Below are 12886 nucleotides of genomic sequence, written 5' to 3' on the forward strand. Positions count from 1 at the left end.
TTCCCCACTGCTGCCTCCCGTAGGAGTCTGGGCCGTGTCTCAGTCCCAGTGTGGCCGGTCGCCCTCTCAGGCCGGCTACCCGTCGTCGCCTTGGTGAGCCGTTACCTCACCAACAAGCTGATAGGCCGCGGGCTCATCCTGCACCGCCGGAGCTTTCCAGTCTCCAAGATGCCATGGAGACTCGTATCCGGTATTAGACCCCGTTTCCAGGGCTTGTCCCAGAGTGCAGGGCAGATTGCCCACGTGTTACTCACCCGTTCGCCACTAATCCCCTCCCGAAGGAGGTTCATCGTTCGACTTGCATGTGTTAAGCACGCCGCCAGCGTTCGTCCTGAGCCAGGATCAAACTCTCCGTGAATGTTTTCCCGTAATCGGGACGACACCACGAGAGCGGAACAGTCAGGCGGAATAAGCCCGACCGTTCACAGCGTCCTCGCTGTGTTTTTTCAAAGGAACCTCGTCACCGGACTGCTCCGGTAGACGGGGTATCAACATATCTGGCGTTGACTTTTGGCACGCTGTTGAGTTCTCAAGGAACGGTCGCTTCCTTTGTACTCACCCTCTCGGGCTTTCCTCCGGGCTTCCCTTCGGTGTTTCAAACTCTACCAGGCTTTTTCCGCCTCCCTGACCACCCTCCTGCGGACATGCAGAAGAAGATCCAGAGATAAGGACCCAGCGAGTTTGAGTGCTGCCCGAGCGGGACACGTTTCCATGCCTCACTGCCCCGAGCAGGAGTACGACTGTACACGCAGCCCGGAACGGCGTGCAAATCGATGGGGTTGGTGGTCTAGACCACTAGCTGGTAACTTCATCCGGAACTGCCGCTTCATATGACATACGCTGCTGCTCAGTGCGCCGCCCGGCCAGCCGGTGACGGCCCCTGAGCAGCTCCACTCCTTGGGAGGCTTCCCATGACCACCGTGACGTCCCCTCTCGCTGGACGGGCCATCGGACTGGCCGCAGTGCCGGATCCGGTCTTCTCCGGGGCCATGGTCGGCCCGGGTACCGCGATCGACCCCGTGCGCGAGGTCTCCGAGGCGGTGGCGCCCGTGGACGGCGTCATCGTCTCCCTGCACCCGCACGCGTTCGTCGTGGTCGACGAGAGCGGGCACGGCGTGCTCACCCACCTCGGCATCGACACCGTCCAGCTCAACGGCGAGGGCTTCGAGCTGCTCGTGAACAAGGGGGACACCGTGACTCGCGGGCAGGCCGTCGTCCGCTGGAACCCGGCCGCCGTCGAGGCCGCCGGCAAGTCCCCGGTGTGCCCGGTCGTCGCGCTGGAAGCCACTGCCGAGTCCCTCTCCGAGCTGCGCGACAGCGGCGACGTGAAGGTCGGCGACAGCCTTTTCTCCTGGAACTGACAGCACTGCCGTCCCAGGGCGGCGAACCGGACAACCACCGCGGCGGCGGGGCCCGCCGCACTATCGGAGACGGGTGAGATGGAGACAACGCTGCGAGGCGTCGGCGTCAGCCATGGCGTGGCCATCGGCGAGGTTCGGCACATGGGCACGGCGGTGCTGGAGCCGCCGGCCAAGCAGATCCCCGCCGAGGACGCCGAGCGGGAGCAGGGCCGCGCCCGCCAGGCCGTGGACGCCGTGGCCGCCGACCTGATGGCGCGGGGCAACCTGGCGGGGGGCGAAGCCCAGGCCGTGCTGGAAGCGCAGGCCATGATGGCGCAGGACCCCGAGCTGATCGCGGACGTGGACCGGCGGATCGCCGTCGGCAGCACCGCCGAGCGCGCGGTGTACGACGCGTTCGCGGCGTACCGGGAGCTGCTGGCCGGTGCCGGTGAGTACCTCGCGGGCCGTGTGGCCGACCTGGACGACGTGCGCAACCGCATCGTCGCCCGGCTGCTGGGCGTGCCGATGCCGGGTGTTCCGGACAGCGACCAGCCCTATGTACTGGTGGCCCGGGACCTGGCCCCGGCCGACACGGCGCTGCTGGACCCGTCGCTGGTGCTCGGTTTCGTGACCGAGGAGGGCGGTCCGACCAGCCACAGCGCCATTCTGGCGCGGGCGCTGGGCGTGCCGGCCGTCGTGGCGCTGCCGGGCGCCGGTGACCTCGCCGAGGGCACGCTGGTGGCCGTGGACGGCAGCACGGGCGATGTCTTCGTGAACCCGAGCGAGGAGAAGAAGGCGCAGCTGGAGGCCGCGGCCGCCGAGCGCAGGGCCGCGCTGGCCGCGTCGACGGGCCCGGGTGTGACCGCGGACGGGCACAAGGTGCCGCTGCTGGCCAACGTGGGCGGTCCGGCGGACGTGCCGGCGGCGGTCGAGGCGGGTGCCGAGGGCGTCGGTCTGTTCCGGACCGAGTTCCTTTTCCTGGACGACAGCAAGAACGCTCCGTCCGAGGAGAAGCAGGTGGAGGCCTACCGGCAGGTGCTGGAGGCGTTCCCCGAGGGCCGGGTCGTCGTGCGGGTGCTGGACGCGGGCGCGGACAAGCCGCTGGACTTCCTGACGCCGGCGGACGAGCCGAACCCCGCGCTGGGCGTGCGGGGCCTGCGCACGCTGCTCGACCACCCCGAGGTGCTGCGGACCCAGCTGACGGCGCTGGCGAAGGCCGCCGAGGGGCTGCCCGTCTACCTCGAGGTGATGGCGCCCATGGTGGCGGACCGCGCCGACGCGAAGGCGTTCGCCAATGCCTGCCGGGAGGCGGGGCTCCAGGCGAAGTTCGGCGCGATGGTCGAGATCCCGTCGGCCGCGCTGCGGGCCCGCTCGATCCTCCAGGAGGTCGAGTTCCTGTCGCTGGGGACCAACGACCTCGCGCAGTACACGTTCGCGGCGGACCGGCAGGTGGGTGCCGTGTCGCGGCTCCAGGACCCGTGGCAGCCGGCGCTGCTCGACCTGGTGGCGCTGGCCGCCGAGGCGGCGCGGGCCGAGGGCAAGAGCTGTGGCGTGTGCGGTGAGGCCGCGTCCGATCCGCTGCTGGCCTGTGTGCTGACCGGTCTGGGTGTCACCTCCCTGTCCATGGGTGCGGCGTCGATCCCGTATGTCCGGGCCGCGCTGGCGAAGTACACGCTGGCGCAGTGTGAGCGGGCGGCTGCGGCGGCGCGTGCGACGGACAGCGCCGAGGAGGCGCGGGGCGCGGCTCAGGCGGTGCTGTCGGGCGAGTAGCCGTACCGGCGCCTTGGGTGTGCCGGGTTCCAGGGGCGTCCTGCCGTTCGGGCGGGGCGCCCCTGGTGTGTGTCCGGGCCGTGGCGCGGTGCCCGGTCTCCTGTGCCGGTGCCTCAGTGGCGGTGGTCCGCTGCCGTGCTCGCGTCGCCCAGGTCGGGGGGCTCGCGGTAGTCGACGCCGGACTCGGGAGCGATGAGGTCGCCGGATTCGACGTCGGTGCAGTAGGCGTCGAACACTTCCGCTGCCGTCAGGGGGTGGAGTGCTCCGCCGCGCAGTCGCCAGCCGTAGACCCGGTCGGGCGTGCCGGCGGCGGTGGTGCGCATGACCAGTCCGCCGGGGCTGCGGGTGGCGAGGCCGAGGGCGAGGACGCTGGTGAATTCGAGGGCCTCGGCCTCGTCCAGGCGGGTCGCGCCGTGCGGGTCCTGGTCGCCGTGCAGGACGGAGACGAGGGTGTCCGGGGCTCCGGAGACGGTGCATACGAGGTGCCGCTCGCCGGGCGGCGCGGTGTCGAGGATGCGGACCAGGAGGTCCGAGGCGCGGGTGAAGGCCGACCTGCCGATGTCCTCGCCGCAGGTCGGGCAGGGGCCCAGCCGGGTCAGGAGGGTGGTGGCGTACTCCCAGGTGGCCTGGCGGACGGCCTCGTCCACGAGCTGGGGCAGGAGGACGGTGAGCGGGCGCCCGTCGTAGGGGATGGTGGGGCCGGTGGCCGCGAGGTGCGCGGTGAACCGGCTGCGGCTCGCCGGGGCTTCGGGGTCGAGGCCGGTGTCCGCGCAGTACGCGGCGTAGTCCTCGGGGTCGAACAGGGCGAGTGTGGTGTGGCTGCCCTGGGCGGCGCGGGATGCGAGGACCGCCTCCAGTTGCCGGAGGTAGGTCGTGTGGTCGTCGAAGGTGAAGCTGCGGTAGCGCCGCATGGCACGGAAGTCGTGGTCGTCGGTGAGCACGCCGATGGTGCCGGCGATCTCCCGGCGCAGGACGCGCCGCATGGTCTGGTGGTCGGTGTGCGCCATGTTTTCCCCCAATGCGCAGTCGATCAGTGCTCACTCACCGTAACCGGCGGCACTGACAATGGCGGTCCGCCGGTGGCGGCGGCTCGCGGCGCGGGAGGTGTTCGCGCAGGTCGCTGGCGTATTGAGGGAGGTCCCGGGTGCCGGTGCCGAGGAGGGCGCCGGGCCGGGACCGTGTGCGGAGGGTGGCCTTCCGGTGGGGTCAGCCGCGCTTGCGTGCCAGTTCCTCGTAGAAGTGCAGCAGGGCGAGGTTGTCGATGGAGCCGGGGTTGACGGCCTTTTCCAGCGGGGTGCCCTGCAAGAGGCGCTTGACCGGGACCTCGATGCGTTTGCCGGTGAGGGTGTGCGGGATGCCGGGCACCTCGATGATCTCGTCCGGGATGTGGCGCGGTGAGAGCTGCTCGCGGATGGCCTGCTTGACGCGGTTCAGGAGTGCCTCGTCCAGGACGGCGCCCGGCGCGAGGTGCACGAACAGCGGCATCCAGTAGCCGCCGTCGGCCTGTTCGATGCCGATGACCAGCGATTCCCTGATCTCGGGCAGGCGCTCGACGACCTCGTAGATGTCGGCCGAGCCCATGCGTACGCCCTGCCGGTTGAGGGTGGAGTCGGAGCGGCCGTGGATGATCACGGTGCCGCGGGAGGTGACGGTGATCCAGTCCCCGTGGCGCCAGACGCCGGGGTAGGTGTCGAAGTAGCTGTCGTGGTAGCGGCTGCCGTCGGGGTCGTTCCAGAAGCGGATCGGCATGGACGGCATGGGCTGGGTGACGACCAGCTCGCCGACCTCGTCGGTGAGGGGCCGGCCGTCCGGGTCCCAGGACCGCAGGTCGGTGCCGAGGCCGGGCGCCTGGAGTTCGCCGGTGTGGACCGGAAGCGTGGGCACGGCGCCGGCGAAGCAGGAGCAGACGTCCGTGCCGCCGCTGACGGAGGCGATCCAGAGGTCGGCGCGGACCTCGTCGTGCAGCCAGCGGAAGCCGTCGGGCGGCAGCGGGGAGCCGGTGGTGGCGACGCACTGGACCCGGGACAGGTCGTAGTCGCGTGCGGGGTGGACGCCGGCCTTGCGGCAGGCCATGACGTAGGCGGCGGAGGTGCCGTAGAGGGTGGCCCGGGTGCGTTCGGCAACCCGCCACTGGGCGCCGGTGTCCGGGTGGCCGGGGCTGCCGTCGTACAGGACGATCGTGGTGCCGGTGAGCAGGCCGGAGACGAGGAAGTTCCACATCATCCAGCCGGTCGAGGTGTACCAGAAGAAACGGTCCTCTGGACCCAGGTCGCAGTGCAGGCCGAGCTGTTTGAGGTGTTCGACCAGGATGCCGCCCTGCGACTGGACGATGGCCTTGGGCAGGCCGGTCGTGCCGGAGGAGTACAGCACCCAGAGCGGGTGGTCGAAGGGCACCTGCTCGTACACCGGTTCGGCGTCGCCCGCGGTCAGCGCCGACCACTCCAGGGCGCCCTCGGGTGCCTCGGTGCCCAGCAGCGGGATGTGCACGACGGCGCGCAGCGTGGGCAGCTCGCGGCGCAGTTCGGCGACGGTTTCGCGGCGGTCGTGCTCCTTGCCGCCGTAGCGGTAGCCGTCGATGGTGAACAGGACGACGGGTTCGACCTGCTGGAAGCGGTCGAGGACGCTGCGGGCGCCGAAGTCGGGGGCGCAGGAGGTCCAGACGGCGCCGACGGCGGCGGTGGCGAGGAGGGCGACGACGGCCTGCGGGATGTTGGGCAGGTACCCGCTGATCCGGTCGCCGGGGCGTACGCCGAGCGCGCGGAGTTCCGCGGCGAGCGAGCCGACCTGGCGGCGCAGCTCGGACCAGGTGACCGGGCGGGGCTCGTGGGACTCGTCCACGTACAGCAGGGCGGGTTCGTCGGCGCGGTCGGCCGCGGCGCGCAGGGCGTGCTCGGCGTAGTTGAGGGTGGCGCCGGGGAACCACTGGGCGCCGGGCATGGCGCGCTCGCCGAGCACGCGCGTGCAGGGCGTGGAGAACCGTACGCCGAACCACTCGGTGACGGCCTGCCAGAAGGTGTCGAGTTCCTCGACGGACCACCGGTGCAGGGCCGGGTATCCGCCCTCGGCGGGGGCGCCGTGGTGCTCGGCGGCCCATGCCTGGAACCGGGTGATGCGGGCCTGGGCGATCCGTTCGGGATCGGGCTGCCAGAGCGGCTGGGGGTTCGCGGTCGACATGGAGGCGGCTCCCGGGCTGTGCGCGTCGTGTGCGTCGGTCCGCGCACGGGCTGGGGTGTGCGCGTGACGCGGCTGACAGGGACGATGCCATGTGATCGACTTCCGCACCAGGGCGCGCCCCACATAGTCCCTTACGTGAAGATGTGGTCCGGGCACGGGTGAACGGCAGTTGAACGACACACCCGCGGGGCGCGCTCGGTGGCAGGGTGAGCAGCATGGACGGTCGTGACCTGGTGCGTTCGGTGGGTGTGGGTGGTTCGGGGAGGGCGGCGCAGAGGTTGCGGACCGTGCGGGCCGCGTGGCGCAGGAGGCGGATCGACGCGGCGGAGCTGCCGCGCCGGGGTCCCGAGCGGGCCCGGGTGCCGGGGCGGGTGCGGGAGGTGGAGCCGGGTCCGGGCGGTGGCCTGATCCGGTTCGTCCGGTCCGAGCTGCGGATCGTCGTGGCGGCGAACGGTGCGGTGTTCTGGGGCTGGGACGGTGCGGGCCCGCAGCCGTCGTACGCGCTCGTCGGGAGCGGTCCGGAGCCGGATCCGCGGGCGGTGCTGGAGCCGGACAAGGACGGCGGCTGGCGGGTGGTGGCCGAGCGGGTCACGGTCGTCGTGTCGCGGCACGGCGCGGTGCAGGTGTGCACGCCGGGCGGGGTGACGCTGCGGCGGGAGGAGCCGCCGCGCTGGTGGGAGCCGGTCGGCGGGGGCGCGGCCCGGTGGATGCAGCGGTCCGCGGTGGCGGCGGACGCCCGGTTCTTCGGCCTGGGCGGGCGGGCGTCCGGTCCGCGGCTGCGGGACGGCAGGTACCGGCTGTGGAACACCGACCCCGGCCGTGCGTTCGGTCCCGGTGACGATCCGCTGCACCTGACGATGCCGGTGCAGCTGGTGGTGGCGGACGCGGGCACGCACCTGGTGTTCCATGACACCACTTGGGACGGTTCGGTGGTGCTGCGGGAGGGTGCGGAGGGGGCCGGGTCCGGCCATGACCGGGCGGGGCGCTGCGAGGTGCACATGGACGGCGGGCCGCTGCGCTGCTGGGTGGTGGTGGGGACCCCCGCGCGCGTGCTGCTCACCTGGGCGTCGCTGACCGGGGCGCCGGCGCTGCCGCCCGCCTGGGCGCTGGGCTACCAGCACGCGCGGGGAGCCTTCGGCAGCGAGCAGGAGGTGCGCCGGGTGGTCACGGGCTATCAGGAGCGCGGGCTGCCGCTGGACGCCGTGCACCTGGGCGGCGACCACCACGACGGCCACCGGGTGTTCACCGTCGACCAGGACCGTTTCCCCAAGCTGCCGGTGCTGGCGGAGGAGCTGCGCCGGGACGGGATCCGGCTGGTGTCGGTCGTGGACCCGGCGGTGCGGCCGGAGCAGGGCGGCGCCGTGTACGAGAGCGGTGCGGCCGTGGACGCGTTCGTGCGGGACGCGCGGGGCCGCACGGTGCGGGGCGTGACGTGGGACGGCGAGTCGGTGTTCCCGGATTTCACGCACGCGCGCGTACGCGCGTGGTGGGGCGGCCTCTACGGGGAGCGGCTGGAGCAGGGCTTCGCGGGGTTCTGGCACGACATGGACGAGCCGACGTGGTGCGGCGCCTTCGGCGAGCCGACGCTGCCGCGTTCGGCGCGGCACGCTCTGGAGGGGCGCGGCGGCGACCACCGCGAGGCGCACAACGTGTACGGGCTGTGCATGGCCCGGGCGGCCTACGAGGGCCTGCGGGGCCTGGCGCCCGGGGAGCGGCCCTTCGTGTTCTCGCGTTCGGGCTGGGCGGGGCTCCAGCGGTACGGGGGCGCCTGGTCGGGGGACGTGGCGGCGGACTGGCCGGGGCTGCGGGCGTCGCTGTCGCTGGTGCTGGGGCTGGGGCTGTGCGGGGTGCCGTACTCGGGTCCGGACGTGGGCGGCCGGGCCGGCGGTCCGTCGCCGGAGCTGTATCTGCGGTGGTTGCAGCTCGGGGCGTATCTGCCGCTGTTCCGCACCCACGCGGGCCCCCGGGCGGGGCACCGGGAGCCCTGGGAGTTCGGTGCCGAGGTGCTGGAGCACGCGCGCGCGGCGCTGCTGGAACGCCGGCGGCTGCGGCCGTACTTCGTGACGCTGGCGCATCTGGCCCGGCGGACCGGCGCGCCGTACGCGCGGCCGCTGTGGTGGGCGGCGCCGGAGGACCGGGCGCTGCGCGACTGCGAGGACGCGTTCCTGCTGGGGGACGGTCTGCTGGTGGCGCCGGTGCTGGATCCCGGCGCCGGCCGGCGGGCGGTGCGGCTGCCGCGGGGGCGCTGGTACGACACGGCGACGGAGGAGGTCTACGAAGGGCCGGCGCGGGTGGTCCTGGACGCGCCGCTGTCGCGGATACCGGTGCTCGCACGCGCGGGGGCGGTGCTGCCCGTGCGCGGTGCCGACGGCGGGGTGGAGCTGGAGGTGTGGGCGCCCGCGCCCGGACGGACCGGGGGCGGTCTGGTGGTGCCGGACGCGGGCGACGGGTGGGCGGACCCGGAGATCGAGCGCTATGCCGTCCGCCGGCAGGGCGGCCGCGTGGTGGTGACCCGGGAGCGGGAGGACGGCGCGGGCGAGCCGCCCTACCCGGTGCGGGTGCGAGGGCTGGACTGAACCGCCCGGTTCACACGTAGCGGCCCTCGAACCACGCCCGGACGGCCACGGTGTGCAGCGGGAAGGCGAGTTCCGCGGGCCTGCGCAGCAGGTACCAGCCCTCGGTCTCGTCGGTGGGGGCGGAGGGCGGCAGCGCGTCGGCCGGGCGTTCCGGCAGCAGTCCGAACAGCAGCAGGTGTCCGTCGGGTGAGCTGATGGCGTCCACGAGCCGGACGTCGCGGGCGGCCGCGTCGATGCCGGTCTCCTCCTCGAGTTCGCGGACGACGGCCTGCTTCCAGTCCTCGCGGTGGTCCACGTAGCCGCCGGGCAGGGCCGTGCCTCCGCGCGCGGGGGCGACGGTGCGGGTGATGACGACCAGGGCGGTGCCCTCGGCGTCGTATACGGGCTGGAGCGCGACGGCCACGGGCAGCGGGTTGCGGTAGGCGGTGGTCCCGCAGGACGGGCAGGTGCGCGGCCAGCCGGAGATGCCCTCCCCATAGGGCGCTCCGCAGCTCGAACAGTGGGAGTCCGGCGCGGAATTGACAGTGGGGTGCTGAGTTTCGGACACGCGCGGACTGTATCCGATCACGGGAGGGGCGGGTTTCGGCCTCGATCCGTCAGGAACGGACACATACGGAAGAGGCGGCCGGAATCACCCCCGTCGGTCCCGGCCGCCCCTCCTGTATCACGACGCCGTCCAGCGCCGTTCGGTTCATCGGAGCGGACTGGATATTTTTCAGATTGCTCATGGCGCGTTTCTGACGCTCTGCCAGTTCGAGGCCGGCGGGCGGCCTCGCGGCGCACCGGGCGGGAAGGCTTCCACGCTGCGTGATCGTCCCGGAATCCTGCGTGAACGTCTCATGAACTGGGCTCGGCCGGGCACGCGCGGCGCCATCATGCTTACCGTGCACTCCTGGACGGATACTCTCCGCTTCGCCTTCCAGCCGGTGGTCAACCTGAGGACGGGCGCGGTCGCCGCCCTGGAGACACTCGCCCGCCCGGAAACGGGTGACGTCCTGGCCGAGGCCCGCCGGGACCCCGAACTGGACGGCAGGCTGGCCGTGTCGGCGCTCCGCGCGGCAGTGCGCAAGGAGACCCTGCTGCCGCTGCACCTGAACGTGTTCGCGGCCACCCTCGCCGACCTCGGCGGCCTCACACCGCTGCACGACGCCGTGCGCGCCGCCGGGCGCCTGCCCTGGGAGGTCACGCTGGACATCGTCCCGCCCTACACGCACGTGCCGCAGCGGGCCCTGCTGGAGGCGGTGGCCTCGCTGCGCGAGCAGGGGTTCCGGATCAGCGCGGACGGCGTCGGGGACGGTGACGTACCGCTGAGGCTGCTCACCGACCTCTCCCCCGACCTGGTCAAGCTGGACGCCTCGCTGCTGACGCGGCCGGCCGCGGTGCGCGCGATGCGGACGCTGTGCGAGGAGCTGGGCGCCCTGGTCGCGGCGGAGGGCGTGGAGACCGAGCTGCAGTGCGCGGCGGCCCTGGCAGCCGGTGCGCAGTTGGCGCAGGGCGAGCTGTTCGCGCCGCCGTCCCGCATTCCCGCGGCGGACGTCTACGTCCCGTCCCTCGTTCCCGCCGCCGTGACCGCGCCCCGCTGCGGACCGTCGGTGCGGGAGTTCGTCCGGCCCGCCGCCGTCCTGCCGATGACCGCGTCGGCGGGGCAGGTACGGGCCCTGCTGACCGGTGCGCCGGATGTCTCCGGGGTGCTGCTGGCGGACCCGCGCGGCCGGCCCGTCCGGTCGGTGCACCGTTCCCGCTTCCTGCTGTCGATGTCCGGCCGCTACGGACATGCTCTGTACGCCGACCGCCCGGCCTTCAAGCTGGGCGACGCGCCCCGCACGGTCGGCGTCGACGCGACGGCCTGGGAGGTGCTGGACGTGGTGGCGGTCGGAGGCCGGGACCGGACCTCCGACGACGTGGCGGTGGTCGACGGGCACGGCCGGTGCGTGGGCGTCGTACGGCTGGCGGACCTGGTGCGGGCGCTGGCCGAGAGCCGGGTCGAGGAAGCGGCCGGGCTCAATCCGCTGACCCGGCTGCCCGGTTCGGACGCGATCATGAGCGAGGTGGACCGGCGGATCTCCGAGCGGCGGGCGTTCGCGCTGAGCTGGCTGGACATCGACCACTTCAAGCAGGTCAACGACACAGCCGGGTTCGCCGCGGGCGACGAGCTGATCCGCGCGGTCGGCAACGCGCTCCAGCGGTCGGTGGCGGGGCAGGCGCGGGTGGGGCACATCGGTGGCGACGACTTCCTGGTGCTGGCCGACGAGGAGGCGCTGGATCGGCTGGTGGCCACCGTGCTGGACGCCTCCTGGACGGCGGGCGGCCGGCCGGTGACGCTCTCGCTGGCGACCGTCGTCTGCGGTCCCGGCAGCGTGAGCGACCACTACCGGGCCGCCGCCCAGCTCGCTCCGCTGAAGCAGGCGGCCAAGGCGCTGACCGGCGGGAGCTGGGTGCTCGGCCGCGCCGGGCTGCCCGGGCACGAGGTCCGGCGCGGCGGCCCGGGGCAGGTACCGGCGCAGGCCGGGCCGGCCGCCGTGGAGCCGCGGTGGTGAACGGCCTCTCCGGCCGGGTCCGTTCCCGACGGCTCACGCGGCTGTGTCCGTTCCCGACGGCTCACGGTCCGGGTGGCGGGGCCGGGGCCGGGGCCGTACGCCGGCGGCGCGGTCAGCCGGTGGCGGCCCGGCGGCGGTCGGCCGTGTACCGCATCGCGTGCCGGACGACTCCGATGAGCACCTCCTTGACCGACTCCCGGTCACGGGCGTCGGTCAGCAGCACGGGCACGTCGTCGTCCAGGTCGAGGGCCCGGCGTATGGACTCGGCGGGATACACGGCGGCTCCCTCGAAGCAGTTCACGCCGACGAGGAAGGGGATGGAACGCCGCTCGAAGTAGTCGACGGCGGCGAAGCAGTCCTCCAGGCGGCGGGTGTCGGCGAGGACGACGGCGCCGAGGGCGCCCTCGGACAGTTCGTCCCACATGAACCAGAACCGTTCCTGCCCGGGCGTCCCGAAGAGGTAGAGGACCAGGTCCTCGCGCAGGGTGATGCGGCCGAAGTCCATGGCCACCGTGGTGGTGTGCTTGGACTCCACACCGCTGGTGTCGTCGACCGGCCGCCCCGCCTCGGTGAGCAGTTCCTCGGTGCGCAGCGGCCTGATCTCGCTGACCGCGCCGACGAGGGTCGTCTTGCCCACGCCGAAGCCGCCGGCCACCAGGATCTTGAGCGTGACGGGCTCGACCGGAGGCTTGCCGCGCTCAGAACGCCCGAAGATCATCGATCTCTTCTCCTGCTTGATGGGGGTCGGGCGACGGCCGGCCGCAGCCGCCGCCACCGGGGGTTTCGCTGACGTGTACGTCGCCGGGACCGACGCCGGCCGTGCCGCTCGCGCCGGGGCCGGTGGCCGTTCCGCCGGCCCGTCCCACCCGGGCGGCCGTGGTGCCCGTGCGGACTGCCTCGACGGGCTCCGGAACGTCCCCGGGGAGTGCGCGCGCCCCGGCCACGGCGGCGTACCGCGCCGGATCGCCGGACAGCGGTCCGCGCCTGAGCGGCCGGCCGTCCGGGCGTCGCGCGACGACGTCCGCGAAGGTGCCGCCCCGGTCGGCCCGGAACTGCCCGCCAGTCACGTCACCACCCCGCTCTCGCGCCGGTCACAGCGCCCGGAGGCCGTTGATCACGTCGCGCAGAATGCTCTCGTCCGGCAGCTCGGCCGGGGGCACCGGGCGGGTGACATGGACGAATTCGGCGTGCACCAGGTCGCCGATGAGGACGCGGACCACGCCGATGGGCAGGTCGAGTTCCGCGGCGAGTTCGGCGACCGACTGCGGCGCGTCCCGGCAGAGCCCGACGATGTCCACGTGTTCCGGGGACAGCGTCGGGTCCGCTTCCGGGTCGCCGGCGCCGGGCTCCGTGACGACGAGCGCGATCAGATCGAGGCGGTGCTGGCCCGCGCTCGTGGTGCGGCCACGTGTCATGGCGTACGGCCGGACGACCGGCCCGGCCTCGTCGTCGAACCAGTGGTTTCTTCCCTGATCGTCTCCGCTCATGT

General features: G+C 73.0%; 9 protein-coding genes and 1 rRNA gene. 4 read left to right on the plus strand and 6 right to left on the minus strand.

The features are described 5' to 3' along the window. A 16S ribosomal RNA gene (locus ACZ4SV_RS19945) occupies positions 1–358 on the minus strand; the annotation flags it as partial. 553 nt (positions 359–911) lie between these two features. Here ACZ4SV_RS19945 and ACZ4SV_RS19950 point away from each other — a divergent pair. After that, positions 912–1361 (plus strand): PTS sugar transporter subunit IIA, encoded by a 450-nt coding sequence (locus ACZ4SV_RS19950; RefSeq protein WP_365875455.1) that lies wholly within the window; start codon positions 912–914, stop codon positions 1359–1361. Positions 1362–1439: 78 nt separating this feature from the next. Continuing rightward, the gene (gene ptsP / locus ACZ4SV_RS19955; protein WP_468005868.1) at positions 1440–3110 is read left to right on the plus strand and encodes a phosphoenolpyruvate--protein phosphotransferase; all 1671 of its coding nucleotides are present in this window, start codon (positions 1440–1442) and stop codon (positions 3108–3110) included. Between the two features lie 113 nt (positions 3111–3223). Here the strand turns inward: ptsP and ACZ4SV_RS19960 are convergent, their stop codons facing one another. Further along, the gene (locus tag ACZ4SV_RS19960; protein ID WP_365875451.1) at positions 3224–4117 is read right to left on the minus strand and encodes a hypothetical protein; all 894 of its coding nucleotides are present in this window, start codon (positions 4115–4117) and stop codon (positions 3224–3226) included. A gap of 199 nt (positions 4118–4316) precedes the next feature. Then, positions 4317–6284 (minus strand): acetoacetate--CoA ligase, encoded by a 1968-nt coding sequence (locus ACZ4SV_RS19965; protein ID WP_365875449.1) that lies wholly within the window; start codon positions 6282–6284, stop codon positions 4317–4319. 215 nt (positions 6285–6499) lie between these two features. Between ACZ4SV_RS19965 and ACZ4SV_RS19970 the strand changes: the two genes are divergently transcribed. Continuing rightward, positions 6500–8860 (plus strand): glycoside hydrolase family 31 protein, encoded by a 2361-nt coding sequence (locus ACZ4SV_RS19970; protein ID WP_468005869.1) that lies wholly within the window; start codon positions 6500–6502, stop codon positions 8858–8860. 10 nt (positions 8861–8870) lie between these two features. On the opposite strand, the gene ACZ4SV_RS19975 is transcribed toward ACZ4SV_RS19970, so the two are convergent. Then, positions 8871–9407, minus strand: a complete 537-nt coding sequence (locus ACZ4SV_RS19975) for an NUDIX domain-containing protein (RefSeq protein WP_468005870.1) — start codon at positions 9405–9407, stop codon at positions 8871–8873. Between the two features lie 337 nt (positions 9408–9744). Here ACZ4SV_RS19975 and ACZ4SV_RS19980 point away from each other — a divergent pair, with 337 nt between their 5' ends. After that, a complete protein-coding gene (locus ACZ4SV_RS19980) occupies positions 9745–11397 on the plus strand; it encodes an EAL domain-containing protein (RefSeq protein WP_468005871.1) in 1653 nt (550 codons plus the stop codon). A 112-nt stretch (positions 11398–11509) separates the two neighbouring features. Here ACZ4SV_RS19980 and ACZ4SV_RS19985 read toward each other — a convergent pair whose 3' ends face one another. Next, positions 11510–12115 (minus strand): GTP-binding protein, encoded by a 606-nt coding sequence (locus tag ACZ4SV_RS19985; RefSeq protein WP_365875441.1) that lies wholly within the window; start codon positions 12113–12115, stop codon positions 11510–11512. Between the two features lie 373 nt (positions 12116–12488). Next, positions 12489–12884 carry a DUF742 domain-containing protein gene (locus ACZ4SV_RS19990; protein WP_365875439.1) on the minus strand — a complete coding sequence of 132 codons (396 nt, stop codon included), beginning with the start codon at positions 12882–12884 and terminating at the stop codon, positions 12489–12491. Positions 12885–12886 lie beyond the last annotated feature (2 nt).

It is taken from the genome of Streptomyces sp. NPDC027672 (genome assembly GCF_055566335.1).